The organism is Bradyrhizobium sp. 134, assembly GCF_023074155.1.
GTDB lineage: Bacteria > Pseudomonadota > Alphaproteobacteria > Rhizobiales > Xanthobacteraceae > Bradyrhizobium.
Genome location: NZ_JADPKX010000034.1, coordinates 126,940 through 144,222, shown reverse-complemented (window position 1 = coordinate 144,222; position 17,283 = coordinate 126,940). Strand labels below are relative to the sequence as shown.

Annotated in this window: 16 protein-coding genes; 10 read left to right on the top strand and 6 right to left on the bottom strand. The window is 64.6% G+C overall.

Going from position 1 to position 17,283, the window contains the following annotated elements; genetic code table 11:
• Positions 1-36 precede the first annotated feature (36 nt).
• Both lpdA and IVA75_RS10310 read left to right on the top strand, forming a co-directional pair.
• Entirely contained in the window at positions 37-1,434 is a 1,398-nt protein-coding gene (lpdA, locus tag IVA75_RS10315) for a dihydrolipoyl dehydrogenase (protein ID WP_247284917.1), read from the top strand.
• A gap of 33 nt (positions 1,435-1,467) precedes the next feature.
• The gene (locus tag IVA75_RS10310) at positions 1,468-1,998 is read left to right on the top strand and encodes a hypothetical protein (RefSeq protein WP_027566406.1); all 531 of its coding nucleotides are present in this window, start codon (positions 1,468-1,470) and stop codon (positions 1,996-1,998) included.
• Positions 1,999-2,102: 104 nt separating this feature from the next.
• On the opposite strand, the gene IVA75_RS10305 is transcribed toward IVA75_RS10310, so the two are convergent.
• Positions 2,103-2,693, bottom strand: a complete 591-nt coding sequence (locus IVA75_RS10305) for a DUF4337 domain-containing protein (protein WP_247284916.1) — start codon at positions 2,691-2,693, stop codon at positions 2,103-2,105.
• Between the two features lie 117 nt (positions 2,694-2,810).
• Between IVA75_RS10305 and IVA75_RS10300 the strand changes: the two genes are divergently transcribed.
• Positions 2,811-3,383: a hypothetical protein gene (locus IVA75_RS10300; RefSeq protein ID WP_247284915.1), complete on the top strand. Its 573-nt coding sequence runs from the start codon at positions 2,811-2,813 to the stop codon at positions 3,381-3,383.
• A 4-nt stretch (positions 3,384-3,387) separates the two neighbouring features.
• On the opposite strand, the gene IVA75_RS10295 is transcribed toward IVA75_RS10300, so the two are convergent.
• Positions 3,388-4,353, bottom strand: coding sequence for a tyrosine recombinase XerC (locus IVA75_RS10295; protein ID WP_247284914.1), 966 nt, complete (start codon positions 4,351-4,353; stop codon positions 3,388-3,390).
• Between the two features lie 111 nt (positions 4,354-4,464).
• Here IVA75_RS10295 and IVA75_RS10290 point away from each other — a divergent pair, with 111 nt between their 5' ends.
• Positions 4,465-6,675: a primosomal protein N' gene (locus IVA75_RS10290; RefSeq protein WP_247284913.1), complete on the top strand. Its 2,211-nt coding sequence runs from the start codon at positions 4,465-4,467 to the stop codon at positions 6,673-6,675.
• Positions 6,676-6,782: 107 nt separating this feature from the next.
• Here IVA75_RS10290 and IVA75_RS10285 read toward each other — a convergent pair whose 3' ends face one another.
• Positions 6,783-7,292: a septal ring lytic transglycosylase RlpA family protein gene (locus IVA75_RS10285; protein ID WP_027566411.1), complete on the bottom strand. Its 510-nt coding sequence runs from the start codon at positions 7,290-7,292 to the stop codon at positions 6,783-6,785.
• Positions 7,293-7,938: 646 nt separating this feature from the next.
• Between IVA75_RS10285 and IVA75_RS10280 the strand changes: the two genes are divergently transcribed.
• The 6 genes from IVA75_RS10280 (at position 7,939) to IVA75_RS10255 (ending at position 14,829) form a co-directional block, all read left to right on the top strand.
• Positions 7,939-8,499 carry a F0F1 ATP synthase subunit delta gene (locus IVA75_RS10280; protein WP_027566412.1) on the top strand — a complete coding sequence of 187 codons (561 nt, stop codon included), beginning with the start codon at positions 7,939-7,941 and terminating at the stop codon, positions 8,497-8,499.
• On the top strand, positions 8,499-10,028 hold the full coding sequence (gene atpA, locus IVA75_RS10275; protein ID WP_007604342.1) for a F0F1 ATP synthase subunit alpha: 1,530 nt from the start codon (positions 8,499-8,501) through the stop codon (positions 10,026-10,028). Before IVA75_RS10280 ends, atpA begins: the two co-directional genes overlap by 1 nt.
• Before the next feature lie 153 nt (positions 10,029-10,181).
• Positions 10,182-11,057 carry a F0F1 ATP synthase subunit gamma gene (locus IVA75_RS10270; RefSeq protein ID WP_027566413.1) on the top strand — a complete coding sequence of 292 codons (876 nt, stop codon included), beginning with the start codon at positions 10,182-10,184 and terminating at the stop codon, positions 11,055-11,057.
• 52 nt (positions 11,058-11,109) lie between these two features.
• Positions 11,110-12,552, top strand: a complete 1,443-nt coding sequence (atpD, locus tag IVA75_RS10265; RefSeq protein WP_027566414.1) for a F0F1 ATP synthase subunit beta — start codon at positions 11,110-11,112, stop codon at positions 12,550-12,552.
• Between the two features lie 86 nt (positions 12,553-12,638).
• Entirely contained in the window at positions 12,639-13,046 is a 408-nt protein-coding gene (locus IVA75_RS10260; RefSeq protein ID WP_027566415.1) for a F0F1 ATP synthase subunit epsilon, read from the top strand.
• A gap of 151 nt (positions 13,047-13,197) precedes the next feature.
• Positions 13,198-14,829 (top strand): adenylate/guanylate cyclase domain-containing protein, encoded by a 1,632-nt coding sequence (locus IVA75_RS10255; protein ID WP_247284912.1) that lies wholly within the window; start codon positions 13,198-13,200, stop codon positions 14,827-14,829.
• A 76-nt stretch (positions 14,830-14,905) separates the two neighbouring features.
• Here IVA75_RS10255 and IVA75_RS10250 read toward each other — a convergent pair whose 3' ends face one another.
• From IVA75_RS10250 to IVA75_RS10240, 3 genes are all read right to left on the bottom strand, one after another.
• A complete protein-coding gene (locus IVA75_RS10250; RefSeq protein WP_247284911.1) occupies positions 14,906-15,406 on the bottom strand; it encodes an RNA pyrophosphohydrolase in 501 nt (166 codons plus the stop codon).
• Positions 15,407-15,470: 64 nt separating this feature from the next.
• Entirely contained in the window at positions 15,471-15,974 is a 504-nt protein-coding gene (locus tag IVA75_RS10245; protein WP_027566418.1) for an RNA pyrophosphohydrolase, read from the bottom strand.
• A gap of 75 nt (positions 15,975-16,049) precedes the next feature.
• Positions 16,050-17,282 (bottom strand): divergent polysaccharide deacetylase family protein, encoded by a 1,233-nt coding sequence (locus IVA75_RS10240; RefSeq protein WP_247284910.1) that lies wholly within the window; start codon positions 17,280-17,282, stop codon positions 16,050-16,052.
• Position 17,283: the final 1 nt, after the last annotated feature.

The window sequence follows — 17,283 nt, the reverse complement described above, 5'->3', positions numbered from 1 at the left end:
ACATCCCTCAACGCTAAACTTACGGGACTTTCTCTCATGGCATACGATCTCGTCGTCATCGGCACCGGACCGGGCGGTTATGTCTGCGCGGTGCGTGCAGCGCAGCTCGGCATGAAAGTCGCCGTGGTCGAAAAGAACGTGACGCTCGGCGGCACCTGCCTCAATGTCGGCTGCATGCCGTCCAAGGCGCTGCTGCACGCCTCCGAAATGTTCGAGGAGGCTGGGCATTCCTTCGCCAAGATGGGCGTCAGCGTCTCCGCGCCGAAGCTCGATTTGCCTGCGATGATGAACTTCAAGCAGCAGGGCATCGACGGCAACGTCAAGGGCGTCGAGTTCCTGATGAAGAAGAACAAGATCGACGTGCTCAAGGGCGCCGGCAAGATCCTCGGCACCGGCAAGGTCGAAGTCTCCGCCGACGGCAAGTCGCAGGTGATCGAAACCAAGAGCATCGTGATCGCGACCGGCTCGGACATCGCGCGCCTCAAGGGCATCGAGATCGACGAGACGCGCATCGTGTCGTCAACCGGCGCGCTGTCGCTGGACAAGGTCCCCGGCAAGCTGCTGATCGTCGGCGCCGGCGTGATCGGCCTCGAGCTCGGCTCGGTCTGGCACCGTGTCGGCGCCGAAGTGGTCGTCGTCGAATTCCTCGACCGTATCCTGCCCGGCATGGACGGCGAGATCGCCAAGCAATTCCAGCGCATCCTGGAGAAGCAGGGCTTTGCCTTCAAGCTGGGTGCCAAGGTCACGGGCGTGGACACCTCCGGCAAGACGCTGAAGGCGACGGTCGAGCCCGCCGCGGGCGGCGCTGCCGAGACGCTGGAAGCCGACGTCGTTCTCGTCTGTATCGGCCGTGTGCCGTACACGGAGGGGCTGGGCCTGAAGGAAGCCGGCGTCGCGCTCGACAATCGCGGCCGCGTGCAGATCGATCCGCACTTCGCCACCAGCGTGAAGGGCGTCTATGCCATCGGCGACGTCGTCGCGGGCCCGATGCTCGCGCACAAGGCCGAAGATGAAGGCGTCGCTGTTGCCGAGATCATCGCCGGGCAGGCCGGCCACGTGAACTACGATGTTATCCCAGGCGTCGTGTATACCACGCCGGAAGTATCCTCCGTCGGCAAAACCGAGGAGGAGCTGAAGCAGGCGGGCGTGGCCTATACCGTCGGAAAGTTTCCCTTTACCGCCAACGGCCGCTCCAAGGTCAACCAGACCACCGACGGCTTTGTGAAGATTCTCGCAGATGCGAAGACCGATCGCGTGCTCGGCGTGCACATTATCGGCCGCGAAGCCGGCGAAATGATCCATGAGGCGGCCGTTCTCATGGAGTTTGGCGGCAGCGCGGAGGATCTCGCGCGCACCTGCCACGCGCACCCGACCCGCTCGGAGGCCATCAAGGAAGCCGCGCTTGCAGTCGGCAAGCGGGCCATCCATATGTAGGTCGCGCCCAGCGCCGAATCGGGCGGGAAACACATGCTACGCCGCCTGCTTCAACCGGTCTGGGTCCTGCTTGCGATCATCTTCCTGATCGAAGCCTGGCTGTGGGACCATCTCGAACCGATCGTTGCGCGCGTTGTCGCAATTGTTCCGCTCGCGCGGTTCAAGCAATGGCTGTCGGACCGCGTCGATGCGCTGTCGCCGGCGATGACGCTGATCGTGTTCGCCGTGCCCATCATCCCGCTGTTTCCGCTCAAGCTGGTCGGTCTGTGGCTGCTCACGCACGAATATTGGACCAGCGCGGTCTTCACCATCGTGTTCGCAAAGCTGCTCGGGGTCGGCGTCACCGCCTTCGTGTTCGACGTGACGCGCGACAAGCTGATGGAGATGGCCTGGTTCGAGCGGCTCTATGATCTGGTGCTGAAGCTGCGTGCCAAGGCCGCCGAGCTGGTCGATCCGGTCAAGCGGCGCATCCGCGAGCTGATCGCCGGCAACGGCGAAGGCTGGTCCTCCCGCACGCTCCGCCTGATCCAGCGCTTTCGCAAGAGCGTGCACGAAGCGCGGTGAGTGTCGACGCAATGAGCGTCGCGTAGCCCGGATGAGCAAAGCGATATCCGGGATTCGTTATTGTGGCTCCCTGCATGTCGCGGCGCTCATGCGGGCTGAGAGTCTCAATGCAGATGCAGCAGATGCGGCGACCATGCGCCGAGCACGGTCATCCCAAGTCCGGCAAGCGACAGCAGGCCCGCGATCCAGGCGAGCGGCAGCATGCCGGTGATGATTGTGGCTGAGGCCAGCACGATGCCGATCTGGAAGGCGGCGGACGCCAGCTCGAAGTGATGATATTTCGCAGTCGCCTCGTCGCGCTCATGCTCGGCGTGCTTGGCCTTTTCGGCCAGCTGCTCGGTGCCTTCGCCGGTCTCCGGCTCGGAGCGGTAGCGCTGCGCGGTCTTCTGCCAGTCCTCGATCTGCTTCTGAGCCGCGGCCTTGGTGGCCTCGTCGGTCGCGGCGCCGAACGTCAGCTTGCCCTGCTCGGCCGCGGTCTGCACCACCGTGCGGCGGATGCTCTTGGCCTGGAAGAAGGCCCAGAGGTTGGAAGCCTCGACGTTCTTGCTGATCGATTCGGTCTGGGCGCCCTTGCCGAGCGTCTCCGAGATCGCCAGGAAAAGCGCCAGGACGGCGATCAGGAGCGCGATCTTCTTGTTCGAGCCGGACGCGTGTTCGGCGTGCTCGGCATGCTCCATGCTTTCATGTGCGCTCATAAATCCCTCCTGCCTGTTTACCAACGATTGACCGAACCGCGCGACGGGCGCAAGTGGCAAGCCGCGATGCCCGTTGCAATTAAGGGTTTCGCGTCCGGGCTGATCTAGTCCTGTCCTATGACCACAGCGGAATTCATCGCAGCCTGCGTCTGGCCTTCCATCCTCGCCTCCGCGTTTGCGCTGCTGAAGGCCCGCAACACCGCGGCCTTTCCGTTCGTCGGCAAGATTGTCCTCGCGCTGGGCCTGATCTACATCGGCCTGTTGCGGCTTTATGACAAGAGCTCGATCATCGCAGTCAACGACGTCCATATCGGCCTCGTTGTTCTGGGTTTGATTATCGTCGGCTCGCAGCTGCGACAACCTCCGCTGTACGGCTCATGGGGCGACAAGGCGAAGGCGTTCGCCTCGATGATCCTGATCGTGCTGCTCGGCAGCGGTCTTGCGTGGTATGCCGGACGAATGCTGTTTCTCGATCACCTGACGTCCCGCCTTGTGATCGAAGGCCGTGTCGATCGTGCGTGGAGGTCAGGTAGCCGTCGCAAGGCGGAGTATTTCGTTCGCATCGCGGGCCAACCGGTGAAGGTCACGGCGCCGCTGTATGAGCGGCTGGAGACGTTCAGGCCGATGGTCCGCGTCGAGGTCGGGCGCGGCTCGAACTACGTCTACGATATCGAGTATCTCGCCAACTGAGCCGCTATCGGCGCGGATGCGCGCTAGCATAGACTTCCAGCAGCCGCTCGGCATCGATGCCGGTATAGATCTGCGTGGTCGAGAGCGAGGCATGGCCGAGCAATTCCTGGATCGCGCGCAGATCGCCGCCGCGTGACAGCAGATGCGTCGCGAAGGAATGCCGGAGCGCGTGCGGCGTGGCGCTGTCGGGCAGGCCGAGCGCGCCGCGCAGCCGCTCCATCGCGAGCTGGATGATACGCGGGCTCAAGGGCCCGCCGCGCGCGCCGACGAAGATCGGGCCCTCGGCCGGCAGCGGATACGGGCACATCGCGACATATTCTTGCACCAGCTCGAGCACGTTCTGGAGCACCGGCACCATGCGGGTCTTGTTGCCTTTACCTGTTACGATCAGCACGTCGCCTTCGCCGGGACGCGGCACCTCGCGGCGTGTCAGCCCCAGCGCTTCGGAGATGCGCAGGCCCGAGCCGTAGAGGAGAGCCATCACCGCGGCATCACGCGCCAGAATCCAGGTCTCGCGATCCTCGCCGGCGCGCTCGTCGGCGTCCGCAAGACGTTTGGCCGACGCCATAGGCAGCGGCTTTGGCAGGCTCTTGGCGACTTTCGGCGCGCGGATCGCCGAGAGCGCCCCGACCTTGCCTTTGCCTTCGCGTTCGAGGAAGCGGCCGAACGAGCGCAGGCCCGCGAGTGCGCGCATCAGCGAGCGCCCGGCAATATCGTCGGCGCGGCGCATCGCCATGAAGGCCCTGATATCGGTGGCCTCCAGCGCAGCGAACCGCTTCAGCGTCACCCGCTCGCCCCAATGGCCGCAGAGGAAATTCAGGCACTGCCGCAAATCGCGGCCATAGGCTTCCAGCGTCTTCGGCGACAGCCGTCGCTCCGAGCCGAGATGCGACAGCCAGCGCATCATCTCCTGCGCGATATCAGGATCGGCGCTGGCGAGCTCGATGTATGGGACGGCCGCTTTGCTCATGCGCTCTGGACGTGGTGATTCCACTCAGTATATCGCATCATACTCGTTTATCGTTCGCTAAGGCCGCCTCAGGGCGCTAGCCTTGAGGCCCCTGGTTCCGATTCCCCCTCCATGGATCACACGTCGCGCAGCAACGCCGTTTCCGCCAACGCGACCCGCATGGTCGACGTGCTGGTGCCGGTCGCGCTCGACCAGACCTATTCCTACAAGGTGCCGCGCGGGATGGAGCTGAAGGCGGGCGACATTATCGGCGTGCCGCTCGGCCCGCGCGAGGTGCTCGCCGTGGTCTGGGCCGAAAACGCCAATCCGGATCCGCGCCTGCACAACCGCCTCAAGGAGGTCAGCGAAAAGCTCGACATCCCGCCGCTGAAGCCCGAGTTGCGTGCGGTCGTCGACTGGATCGCCAATTACACGCTGAGCCCGCGCGGCATGGTGCTGCGCATGTGCCTGCGAATGGGCGAGAACCTCGGCCCCGAGCGGGTGCGTGCCGGCGTCCGCCTGGTCGGCGATCCGCCAAAACGTCTGACGCCGGCGCGGCAGCGCCTGATCGAGGTGCTGTCGGACCGGCTGCTGCACGGCAAGTCGGAAGCGGCCAAGGAGGCCGGCGTTTCGGCCGGCGTGATCGACGGCCTCGTCGACGAAGGCACGCTCACGGTCGAGCCGATGCCGCCGGCTCCGCCGCCGCCCGCACCCGATCCGGATTTCAGCAGGCCGGAGTTTTCGCCGCTCCAGCGCGCCGGGGTCGATGCCATGCGTGCGCTCGCCGCCAACGGCAGCTTTCACGTCGCACTGCTCGACGGCGTCACCGGCTCGGGCAAGACCGAGGTTTACTTCGAAGCCGTGGCCGAGGCGATCCGCCGCGGAAAGCAATCGCTGATCCTGATGCCGGAGATCGCGCTCACCGGCCAGTTCCTCGACCGCTTCGCGCAGCGTTTTGGCGTGCGTCCTCTGGAATGGCATTCCGAGCTGACGCCGCGTACCCGCGCGCGCAATTGGGCGGCGATCTCCGAGGGCAGCGCGCCGGTCGTGGTCGGCGCGCGCTCGGCGCTGTTTCTGCCCTACGCCAATCTCGGCCTCATCGTGGTCGATGAAGAGCACGACCAGGCCTACAAGCAGGACGAGGGCGTGCATTATCACGCCCGCGACATGGCGGTGGTGCGCGCGCATATCGCAAAGGTCCCGATCGTGCTGGCGTCGGCGACGCCGTCGGTCGAATCCGAGGTCAATGCGCGCAAGAACCGCTATCAGCGCATCGCGCTGCCGTCGCGCTTCGGCGGCCAGCACATGCCGCATATCGAGGCCATCGACATGCGCCGCGAGCCGCCGGCGCGCGGCCGCTTCATCTCGCCGCGGCTGGCGTCCGAGATCAGGACCGCGATCGAGCGGCGCGAGCAGGCGCTCTTGTTCCTCAATCGCCGCGGCTATGCGCCGTTGACGCTGTGCCGCGCCTGTGGCCATCGCTTCGCCTGCACCATCTGCGACGCCTGGCTGGTCGATCATCGCTTCCGCCAGCGCCTCGTCTGTCACCATTGCGGTTTCTCGATGCCGCGCCCGCAAACCTGCCCGCATTGCGCGGCGGAGGAATCGCTGGTCGCGGTCGGGCCCGGTGTCGAGCGCTTGCAGGAGGAGGCGGCGGCGCTGTTCCCGGAGGCGCGCACCATGGTGCTGTCGAGCGATCTCATCACCTCGATCGAGACGATGCGCTCGGAACTCAATGACATTGCGGAGGGCCGCGTCGACGTCATCATCGGCACCCAGCTCGTCGCCAAGGGCCACAATTTCCCGCGGCTCAACCTGGTCGGCGTGGTCGATGCCGATCTCGGCCTGTCCAATGGCGATCCGCGCGCCTCCGAGCGCACCTGGCAATTGCTCAACCAGGTGATCGGCCGCGCCGGGCGCGAGCAGGGCCGTGGCATCGGCTATCTCCAGACCCACCAGCCCGATCATCCCGTGATGAAGGCGCTGATCGCCTGCGACCGCGAAGCCTTCTACGACAGCGAGATCGATTTGCGCGAACGCACGCTCTATCCGCCGTTCGGGCGGCTGGCGAGCCTGATCATTTCCGCCGGCGACCGGCCGAGCGCCGAAGGCTTTGGCCGCCACCTCGTCGCGCTCGCGCCGCACGACGAGCGCGTGGTGGTGCTGGGCCCGGCGGAAGCCCCGCTCGCGGTCATCAAGGGCCGCTACCGCTTCCGCATTCTGGTGAAATCCGCGCGCGGCTTCGACCTGTCGGATTATCTGCGCAACTGGCTTGCCGCATGCCCGAAGCCGAAGGGCAATCAAAAGCTCGAAGTCGACGTCGATCCGCAGAGCTTTTTGTAGGCCACCGCTCTCTCCCCGTCGCTGCGCTCCTCGCAATGACGGCGGAGGAACAAACAAAAAGCCCGCCGTCCCCCAAGACGGCGGGCTTGTTTCACGCGTCGCGCGTCTTAGGAGACGACTTCCGCGGTGACGCGGCCGACGCCGGCGCCGGTGAGGCCGATGGCACGGGCAGCGCCCGTGGAGAGGTCGAGGACACGGCCGCGAATGAACGGGCCACGGTCGTTGATGGTGACGATGACGCTCGAGCCGCCATGGGTGACCCGCAGCTTGGTGCCGAACGGCAGCGAACGGTGCGCCGCGGTCATGGCGTTCTGGTTGAAGCGCTGGCCCGAGGCGGTCCTGCTGCCGGACTCGTTGCCGTAAAAGGAAGCCATGCCGGAGAAGGAACGTCCGGTGCCCTGCGACGGCGTCATCGACGCATTGGCGTTACGCCAATCGGAGGTCGTGTTGGCATCGTTCTGGGCGTGGTGGCGGTGATGATGGTGGGAATACCGATGGTGATGGCGGGATTTGGCGGAAGCTTCGGTGGCAGTTCCACCGATGAGAAGAGTTGCGGCAACAAAGGCGATCGCCGTACGCGGCCGGGTCACAGAGCCCAGCGTCTTCAAACAAAGCATATATTGGTCCCTAAGCTAGTATTGCCACATATGTGGCAAGTGGAGCCCCCGTAAGTTTGCGAGCGGGACCGCGTTTCGATTCCTAATGAGGCGTGAATTGGGCAGTAAATCCGTTCTGTGTCTTCATGTAATATCTTGTTACCGGCAGGGATATTCGGCCGATATTCCGTAATCTTGGATTTTAACGATTCATTAACCTCTATATTACTTACAAATACTGTAAAACGAAGTCATCGCTTCCCGCATTTAGAATTGGGTAAGTATTCGGCGAGTGAAGCGGATGCGCCCGGAATCACGCCTCAGCGATCCGTGTTCATGGCCGCTATGCGCTGAGGGCAGGAACAAATCGCCGGCGTCGGCTCATGGGCTGGCTTAAGCGCTGTGGCAATTCCGCGGCGTGGCAGGTCGTCGTCGCGTCGTCGTGGACTGCGACGAACTGGCGACAGAACGTCATGCCTTTAATTTGGCGTCATGTTGCACGTGCGCGCCTGCTATGTTAGCAAAGCCGCGATTTTAACGAGCCCGGCACTTCCGTGCGGGGTCGAAAATCGAAGTCCCGCTTGAATTCCAAGGGCTTGGATCGCTAGGCGCCGCTTTGTGGCGACGGTTTTTCCCTTGCGAGTTTGACAGCAAAAAGAGCACGTCTGTGGCTGCAGAAGATACGTCCGTTTCCGGTGTGTCGGGCCGTTATGCAACGGCCTTGTTTGAACTGGCCCGCGACCAGAAAGTGGTCGACGAGGTCAAAGCCGATCTCGAGAAATTCGAGGGCATGCTCAACGAAAGCGCCGATCTGAAGCGCCTCGTTCGCAGCCCGGTTTTCGCGGCCGACGCCCAGTCCAGGGCCCTCTCGGCCGTGCTGGACAAGGCAGGCATCGCCGGCATCTCCGCCAATTTCCTGAAAGTGCTGACCGCCAACCGCCGCCTGTTCGCGGTGGCTGACGTCATCCGCGCCTATCGCGCCTTGGTCGCCAAGTTCAAGGGCGAGGCCACGGCCGACGTCACCGTGGCGGAGGCGCTCTCGGACAAGAATCTCGACGCCCTCAAGGTTGCCCTGAAGTCGGTGACCGGCAAGGACGTCGCGCTCAACGTGAAGGTCGATCCCTCGATCATCGGTGGCCTCGTGGTCAAGCTTGGCAGCCGGATGATCGATAGCTCGCTTCGCACCAAACTCAATTCGATCAAGCACGCGATGAAAGAGGCAGGCTGATGGACATCCGCGCCGCGGAAATTTCCGCGATCCTCAAGGACCAGATCAAGAATTTCGGCCAGGAAGCTGAAGTCTCCGAAGTCGGACAGGTGCTGTCCGTCGGTGACGGTATCGCCCGCGTTTACGGTCTGGATAACGTCCAGGCCGGTGAAATGGTCGAGTTCGAGAACGGCACCCGCGGCATGGCGCTGAACCTCGAAACCGACAACGTCGGTATCGTTATTTTCGGCGCCGACCGCGAGATCAAGGAAGGTCAGACCGTCAAGCGCACCCGCGCCATCGTGGACGCGCCGGTCGGCAAGGGCCTGCTCGGCCGCGTCGTCGACGCGCTCGGCAACCCCATCGACGGCAAGGGCCCGATCCAGGCCGACAAGCGCATGCGCGTCGACGTCAAGGCGCCCGGCATCATTCCGCGCAAGTCCGTGAACGAGCCGATGGCGACCGGCCTCAAGGCGATCGACGCCCTGATCCCGATCGGCCGCGGCCAGCGCGAGCTGATCATCGGCGACCGTCAGACCGGCAAGACCGCGATCGCGCTCGACACCATCCTCAACCAGAAGCCGCTCAACGCGCAGCCGGACGAGAACATCAAGCTGTATTGCGTCTACGTCGCGATCGGCCAGAAGCGCTCGACCGTTGCCCAGTTCGTGAAGGTGCTGGAAGAGCAGGGCGCGCTGGAATATTCGATCATCGTCGCCGCCACGGCGTCCGATCCGGCACCGATGCAGTACATCGCGCCGTTCACCGGCTGCACCATGGGCGAGTACTTCCGCGACAACGGCATGCACGCCGTCATCATCTATGACGATTTGTCCAAGCAGGCCGTCGCCTACCGCCAGATGTCGCTCCTGCTGCGCCGCCCGCCGGGCCGCGAAGCCTATCCGGGCGACGTGTTCTATCTGCATTCCCGCCTGCTCGAGCGCGCGGCGAAGCTGAACAAGGACCAGGGCTCCGGCTCGCTGACGGCGCTGCCGGTCATCGAAACCCAGGCCAACGACGTGTCGGCCTACATTCCGACCAACGTCATCTCGATCACCGACGGCCAGATCTTCCTCGAAACCGACCTGTTCTTCCAAGGCATCCGCCCCGCGGTGAACGTCGGTCTGTCGGTGTCGCGCGTCGGCTCCTCGGCGCAGACCAAGGCCACCAAGAAGGTCGCCGGCAAGATCAAGGGCGAGCTGGCGCAGTACCGCGAAATGGCGGCGTTCGCGCAGTTCGGCTCCGATCTCGACGCCTCGACCCAGCGCCTGCTCAACCGCGGCTCGCGTCTCACCGAGCTGCTGAAGCAGCCGCAGTTCGCGCCACTGAAGATGGAAGAGCAGGTCTGCGTGATCTGGGCCGGCACCAACGGCTATCTCGATCCGCTTCCGGTCAACAAGGTGCGTGCGTTCGAGGACGGTCTGTTGTCGCTGCTGCGCGGCAAGAATGTCGAGATCCTCAACGCGATCCGCGACAGCCGCGATCTCTCCGACGACACCGCCGCCAAGCTGAAGTCGGTGGTCGAAGGTTTCGCCAAGAGCTTCGCATAAGAGAACGGTCGCAAGGCCGGGCTTCTTGTCCCGGCCTTCCGTGCCTCACTGCATGGAAACGAAGACGTGGATGCCCGGGACACGCCCGGGCATGACGACTGGGATAGGCTAGCGGCTTGATCCAAGCGATCGAACCGCCGGGGTGAACGAAGAATGGCGTCACTTAAAGACATGCGCGTCCGCATCGCCTCCACCAAGGCGACGCAGAAGATCACCAAGGCCATGCAAATGGTCGCGGCGTCCCGATTGCGCCGCGCCCAGCAAGCGGCCGAGGCGGCGCGGCCCTATGCCGACAAGATGAGCGCGGTGATCTCCAACATCGCCAGCGCTGCCGCCGGTTCGCCCGGCGCGCCGGTTCTGCTGGCCGGCACCGGCAAGGACCAGGTTCACCTGCTGCTGGTCTGCACCGGCGAGCGCGGCCTGTCCGGCGCCTTCAACTCCTCGATCGTGCGCCTCGCGCGCGAGCGCGCCCAGGCGCTGATGGCGCAGGGCAAGGAAGTCAAATTCTTCTGCGTCGGCCGCAAGGGCTACGAGCAGCTCCGCCGCCTGTACGACAAGCAGATCGTCGAGCATCTCGACCTGCGCGGCGTTCGTCAGCTCGGCTTCGTCAACGCCGAGGACATCGCCAAGAAGGTTCTGGCCCGCTTCGACAACGGCGAATTCGACGTCTGCACGCTGTTCTACGCGCAGTTCAAGTCGGTAATTGCCCAGGTCCCGACCGCGCAGCAGATCATTCCGCTTACCGTGGAAGAAAAGGCGGCGAACGCGCCGTCGACGTCCTACGACTACGAGCCGGAGGAAGACGAACTCCTCTCCGGCCTGTTGCCGCGGAATATCGCGGTGCAGATTTTCCGTGCGCTGCTGGAAAACAACGCCTCGTTCTACGGCGCCCAGATGAGCTCGATGGACAACGCCACCCGCAACGCGGGCGAAATGATCCGCAAGCAAACCCAGATCTACAACCGAACCCGTCAAGCCCAGATCACCAAGGAGCTGATCGAGATCATCTCCGGCGCCGAGGCGGTCTGACGCACGAACCAAACGACGGTCGTTCAAGTAAAGAATTTCGAAGGAGAGCTTCATGGCTACAGCAGCTACCCAGGTCGGTCGTGTCACCCAGGTCATGGGCGCCGTCGTCGACGTTCAGTTCGAAGGCCATCTGCCGGCCATTCTGAATTCGTTGGAAACCAGGAACGGCAACATCCGCCTCGTGCTGGAAGTTGCGCAGCATCTTGGTGAGTCCACCGTGCGCACGATCGCGATGGACGTGACCGAAGGTCTGGTCCGCGGCCAGGAAGTGACCGACACCGGTCAGCCGATCTCGGTTCCCGTCGGTGCGGGCACGCTCGGCCGCATCATGAACGTGATCGGCGAGCCGATCGACGAAGCCGGCCCGATCCAGTCCGAGGGCACGCGCGCCATCCATCAGGAAGCGCCGAGCTACACCGACCAGTCGACCGAAGCTGAAATTCTCGTCACCGGCATCAAGGTCGTCGACTTGCTCGCGCCCTATGCCAAGGGCGGCAAGATCGGCCTGTTCGGCGGCGCCGGCGTCGGCAAGACCGTGCTGATTCAGGAGCTGATCAACAACGTTGCGAAGGCGCACGGTGGTTACTCCGTGTTCGCCGGCGTGGGCGAGCGTACCCGCGAGGGCAACGACCTCTATCACGAGTTCATCGAGTCCAAGGTCAACGCCGATCCGAACAATCCGGATCCGAGCGTCAAGTCGAAGTGCGCGCTGGTGTTCGGCCAGATGAACGAGCCGCCCGGCGCCCGCGCCCGCGTCGGCCTCACCGGTCTGACCGTCGCCGAGCACTTCCGTGACCAGGGCCAGGACGTGCTGTTCTTCGTCGACAACATCTTCCGTTTCACCCAGGCCGGTTCTGAAGTGTCGGCGCTGCTCGGTCGTATCCCGAGCGCCGTGGGTTACCAGCCGACGCTCGCCACCGACATGGGCGCGCTGCAGGAGCGCATCACCACCACGCAGAAGGGTTCGATCACTTCGGTGCAGGCCATTTACGTTCCGGCCGACGACTTGACCGACCCGGCGCCCGCGACCTCGTTCGCGCATTTGGACGCCACCACGGTGTTGAACCGCGCGATCTCGGAAAAGGGCATCTATCCGGCGGTGGACCCGCTCGACTCGACCTCGCGCATGCTCTCGCCGCTCGTCGTCGGCCAGGAGCACTACGACACCGCGCGTCAGGTCCAGCAGGTGCTGCAGCGCTACAAGTCGCTGCAGGACATCATCGCCATTCTCGGCATGGACGAGCTTTCGGAAGAGGACAAGCTGACGGTGGCCCGCGCCCGCAAAATCGAGCGCTTCCTGTCGCAGCCGTTCCACGTCGCCGAAATCTTCACCGGCTCGCCCGGCAAGTTCGTCGACCTCGCGGACACCATCAAGGGCTTCCGTGGCCTCTGCGAAGGCAAGTATGACCACCTGCCGGAAGCCGCCTTCTACATGGTCGGCACCATCGAAGAGGCGATCGAGAAGGGCAAGAAGCTTGCGGCCGAGGCGGCCTAAGCTGCGAAGGGCGAGCAGGGAGTAGCGAATAGTCGCGCTGCTCCCCCTCCATTCGCAATTCGCTACTCACCATTCGCAGGTTTCCAATGGCCACCTTCCACTTCGATCTCGTCTCGCCGGAAAAGCTCGCCTTCTCGGGCGAGGTCGACCAGGTCGATATCCCCGGCGTCGAAGGTGACTTCGGCGTGCTGGCGGGACATGCGCCGGTCGTGGCCGCGATCCGGCCCGGCATTCTCACCGTAACCACCGGCGGCAAGCACGAGAAGATCATCGTGCTCGGCGGTATCGCCGAAGTTTCCGACAAGGGCCTGACCGTGCTCGCCGACGTCGCGACCTCGCTGGCCGAGCTCGACCGCGCCCAGTTCGCCGCGACCGTCTCGGAGATGGAAGAGGGATTGAAGGAGCACGAAGGCAACGAGCTCGATCAAGCCATCGCGCGGCTCGACCACTTCAAGAGCATCCAGCAGCAGCTCAACAGCACGGCGATGCACTAAGCCCCGGTGCACTGCGCCGGGGCTCAAGCTACAAATTCCTGAATAAGTTCAGCGCTCGTCACGGAAGTGGCGGGCGCTGAAACTTTGTTGCACCGCGCCGCCGATAGCGCCATTCTGCGCCCGCGAACTTTGTTCCGGGGGCCGGCCGCAGATGAAACGCAAGATCGCAGCGATTTTCGCAGCCGATATTGCCGGCTATTCACGACTGGTCGCGGAAGACGAAGAGGAGACGCTGCGGCGTCTCGCCTCCTATCGCGAGGTCGTCGACGATTTCATTGCCAGGGCGGGCGGACGCATCTTCAATACCGCGGGCGACGCCGTGCTCGCGGAATTTCCAAGCGCGGTCGACGCGGTGCGCTGCGCGATCGACATCCAGGAATCCTTGCGAACCCGCAACATGGCCTATCCGCCAAGCCGGCAGATGTCGTTTCGCATCGGCATCACCATCGGCGACGTGGTCGAGCGCGACGGCGATCTGCTCGGTGACGGTGTCAATATCGCCGCCCGGCTCGAGGGCCTCGCCGAGGTCGGCGGCATCTGCGTCTCCCGCGCCGTGCACGAGCAGGTCGCCAACAAGCTGTCGGTGCAGTTCGCCGATATCGGCGCGCAGGAGGTCAAGAACATCCCGACGCCGGTGCACGCCTACATGGTGGCGATGCGGCGCGGGGACGGCAGCTACGCGACGCCGCAGATCAAGAAGGTGACGAAGGCCGCGCCCGCGCCGAACTGGATGTGGCCGCTGGTGGTCGGTGTCGTCTCCATCGTCGCCATCGGCGTCGGCGGCTTCCTCTATTTCACCAAGCTCGAGACCACGAGGGCGCCGGCGATCGCAGCAATCGTGCCAAGCCCTGTATCGAGCCCTGCGCCCAGCGTGGTTGCATCAACAGCGCCAAGCCCATCAGCCACCATGGCGGCGAAAGCGCCGATGCCCATGCCGGCACCATCGGCTTCGCCGATGGCCGGCAAGTTTCCCGCCGACAGCGTCCCCTTCATCAACGAGCGCATCCGCAACTACCTGGCTGGCGACTATTCCGCTGCCGGCGACTACAAGGCGTTCGCGCTCAATGTCGGCGGCTTCACCGGCGCGTCGTTGAATCAGCCGAACGAGGAAGCTGCGCGCAACGCCGCACTCGATCAGTGTCAGAAGCGCGCTGATGCCGCGCAGTCGCCGCGGCGCTGCGAGCTCTATGCGGTCGGCAACAACGTCGTCTACACGCACGGCAAGCCGCCGATGCCGCCGCAACCGTTCGTCCGGCATGATGCCATGACCAAACGCGCCTTCGCCTCGAAAGACTTTCCGATGGTGCGTGATCCCGCCAAGGTCCGGCTCGAGAACATGTTCGTGCCTGCCGCGAAATCCCGCGCGGTCGCGCTCGGCCCGGGCGGTCAATATTTCATGGTGATGGGCGCGTCATCCGCCGACGATGCCGCGCGGCGTTCGCTGGAATCGTGCGGCGCGATCGCCGGCGTCGCCTGCCTGGTCGTTGCGGTCGACGAGAATTTCGTCGTGCCGATCCCGACCCTGCTCCGGATCACCGGCTTCTTCCACGCGGCGTCCAACGCCTCGATTGTCGCCGATGCGCGCGACGAGGTGGTGCGCAAGCTCGCCGATGGCATGGGCTGGAACGCCGTCGCGGTCGGCACCGCGGGCCGGCCGGGCCTCGGTGTGAGGGCCGCCGACGAGCAGTCCGCCGTCAATTCCGCGCTCGCCGACTGCGCCAAGCGCGACGGCGATTGCCACGTCATCGCGATCGGCCCGTTCACGGTGGGACCGATCAACTAGGCTCACGCAATTTCCGGGCAAAGTTCTCTAATGATTTCAACCCCGTTCTACTGTGCATGGGGTTGTTTTCGCGTTTTCAGTTTGCGAACCGCGCAAACTGCTGCGCCACGGCGCTGTAGACGTGGCGGCGGAATGGCACCACGACATCGGGGACGCGGTCGAGCCGCTCCCAGCGCCAGGCGTCGAACTCGGCGGGCTGCCCGTTGCGCGGCGTCAGCGGATCGATCTCGTCATCCTTGCCGGTGAAGCGCAGCGCGAACCACTTCTGGCGCTGGCCGCGGAATTTCGCCAGCCGATGCGTCTGCGGCCCGTCATAGGGCGGGAATTCGTAAGTCAGCCAGTCGGTCTCGCCGAGATAGGTTGCGCTCTTGACGCTGGTCTCTTCCCAGAGCTCGCGCAGCGCGGCGTCGCGCAAATCCTCGCCCTCGTCGACGCCGCCCTGCGGCATCTGCCAGTCCAAGCCCGGCAGGATGATCTCGGGGCCGTCGCCCTTGAAGCGGTGCCCGATCAGCACGCGGCCATCGGCGTTGAACAGCGCGATTCCGACATTGGGACGGTAGGGTTTTTCAGTACTCACGCGTGGATCTCTCGTCGTCATTTCAGGCGATGCATTAGCATCAAGCTGGAACGGCGACTTGAACTTAATCCTGCGCCAGCGGGGAAAATTCCTTCACCACGCGCTCGTAGACCGGGCGCTTGAACGGGACGATCAGCCCGGTCAGGTTCCTCATCGGCTCCCAGCGCCAGCTCACGAACTCGGCCTTGTGGCCGCCGCCGGGCTTTTCGACGTTGATCTCGCTGTCCTTGCCGGTGAAGCGGACCGCGAACCATTTCTGGCGCTGGCCGCGGTAGCGGCCCTTCCAGGTGCGCCCGGCGACCGTGCGGGGAATGTCGTAAGTGAGCCAGTCCGGAACCTCGCCGAGCCGCTCGACCGAACGCACGCTGGTCTCCTCATAGAGCTCGCGCTTGGCGGCTTCCCAATTGTCCTCGCCGGGATCGACGCCGCCCTGCGGCATCTGCCAGACATGGGTGTCGTCGACATGCTCGATGCCACCGGCGCGGCGGCCGATGAACACCAGTCCGTCCTTGTTGAGCAACATCACGCCGACGCAGGTCCGGTAGGGCAGATCCTCGTAACGCGCCATTCCGCCAGACCTCTCGCATGCTGTCGGTAAGGCTGAAGCAGGCCCCGCGGGTCTGTGCCGTACCAATCCGTTGATTTAGCTGGATTTTGATTTCAGCATCGCGGTTGTCAATGGCACCAAAAGGATACCTCGGTCGCCCAATGTCTTGGTCCAGGCGCCAATGCGCTCGATCGAGACCGGGAGGGCGGAGGCGGTGCCCACGGCCACGCCGCGCTCGCGCGCCGCCGCTTCGAGCTTGGTCAGGGCGCGATCGATCTCGGCCGGGGTCGGCACCGCGTCGATCGCGATATCGCCCTTGCCGAACGGCATCGCCAAGCTGCCGGCGGCCTGGGGCGCGATGCTGCGCGGCGAGGAGCCGTCGTCGAAGAAGCCGAGGCCGCGCTTGGCCGCCTCGCGGATGATCGGCTGCATCGCCGGCTCCGTTGCGATGAAGCGGGCGCCCATGAAATTGGTGAGTCCGGCATAGCCCTGCATCCGGCTCAGATGCCAATACAGCCGGTCCATGTTCTGGTCGGCACTGAGCGACGTCAGCAGCGTCTGCGGCCCCGGATCGTTGTCGGGGAAGTCATAGGGCTCCATCGGAATCTGGAGGAAGATCTCGTGGCGCTGGGCGCGGGCGCGCTCGGCGAGTTTTCCTGGATCGGACCCATAAGGCGTGAAGGCCAGCGTCACCGCTGCTGGCAGCCGCATGATGGCATCGGTGGTCTTGGCGGCGCCGACGCCGAGGCCGCCGATCAGGACCGCGACCACCGGCATCTTGGCGGCCTTGGCGCGGTCGGCATCCGCCGCATAGACGTTGAACGGCTTGAGGTCGCCGGAAATCGCGGGGATCATGCCGTAGCGCGATTTCTCGAGAAGTTTTGGGTCGATCCCGGCCATGACGGGCGGCGGTGCGGAGGCCGAGGCCGCCTCGCTCTTGCCGGCGGGATCGCCGCCGATCACCACGTCGTGGCGCGTGCCGGTGGAACCGTCGATCATGGTGACGGTCTTCTGCTCGCCCGCCTGCTTCGGCGCCTCCTTGGTCTCGTGCTTCGTCTCCTGCTTGCTGTCCTGACCGTGGCCGGAAGCGGCCGGCTTGTCATCACCCGCCTTGTCTGCGGCATTGGGCTCGCGGATCGCGAGCCGCGTCATCGGCTCGCCGCCGAGCGGATCCTTGTTGAAGATGGCGAAGCCGGCAAAGCTGACCAGGAACAGGCCGAGCAGGACAGCGAGCAGCTGCATGGCCGTGAACGGCAGCCGCAGCCGGCGTTTCCGGCGCGGCTTGTCCCGTCCGAGCGGGGCGCTCAGATCATCGGCCGTTTCAGTCATG

What these genes read in the sequence shown, in the direction of transcription:
- IVA75_RS10295 (WP_247284914.1), bottom strand. Translation starts at nt 4,353, where the DNA reads ATGAGCAAAGCGGCCGTCCCATACATCGAGCTCGCCAGCGCCGATCCT.
- IVA75_RS10305 (WP_247284916.1), bottom strand. Translation starts at nt 2,693, where the DNA reads ATGAGCGCACATGAAAGCATGGAGCATGCCGAGCACGCCGAACACGCG.
- IVA75_RS10310 (WP_027566406.1), top strand. Translation starts at nt 1,468, where the DNA reads ATGCTACGCCGCCTGCTTCAACCGGTCTGGGTCCTGCTTGCGATCATC.
- atpA (WP_007604342.1), top strand. Translation starts at nt 8,499, where the DNA reads ATGGACATCCGCGCCGCGGAAATTTCCGCGATCCTCAAGGACCAGATC.
- IVA75_RS10270 (WP_027566413.1), top strand. Translation starts at nt 10,182, where the DNA reads ATGGCGTCACTTAAAGACATGCGCGTCCGCATCGCCTCCACCAAGGCG.
- atpD (WP_027566414.1), top strand. Translation starts at nt 11,110, where the DNA reads ATGGCTACAGCAGCTACCCAGGTCGGTCGTGTCACCCAGGTCATGGGC.
- IVA75_RS10255 (WP_247284912.1), top strand. Translation starts at nt 13,198, where the DNA reads ATGAAACGCAAGATCGCAGCGATTTTCGCAGCCGATATTGCCGGCTAT.
- IVA75_RS10240 (WP_247284910.1), bottom strand. Translation starts at nt 17,282, where the DNA reads ATGACTGAAACGGCCGATGATCTGAGCGCCCCGCTCGGACGGGACAAG.
- lpdA (WP_247284917.1), top strand. Translation starts at nt 37, where the DNA reads ATGGCATACGATCTCGTCGTCATCGGCACCGGACCGGGCGGTTATGTC.
- IVA75_RS10260 (WP_027566415.1), top strand. Translation starts at nt 12,639, where the DNA reads ATGGCCACCTTCCACTTCGATCTCGTCTCGCCGGAAAAGCTCGCCTTC.
- IVA75_RS10245 (WP_027566418.1), bottom strand. Translation starts at nt 15,974, where the DNA reads ATGGCGCGTTACGAGGATCTGCCCTACCGGACCTGCGTCGGCGTGATG.
- IVA75_RS10290 (WP_247284913.1), top strand. Translation starts at nt 4,465, where the DNA reads ATGGATCACACGTCGCGCAGCAACGCCGTTTCCGCCAACGCGACCCGC.
- IVA75_RS10285 (WP_027566411.1), bottom strand. Translation starts at nt 7,292, where the DNA reads ATGCTTTGTTTGAAGACGCTGGGCTCTGTGACCCGGCCGCGTACGGCG.
- IVA75_RS10300 (WP_247284915.1), top strand. Translation starts at nt 2,811, where the DNA reads ATGACCACAGCGGAATTCATCGCAGCCTGCGTCTGGCCTTCCATCCTC.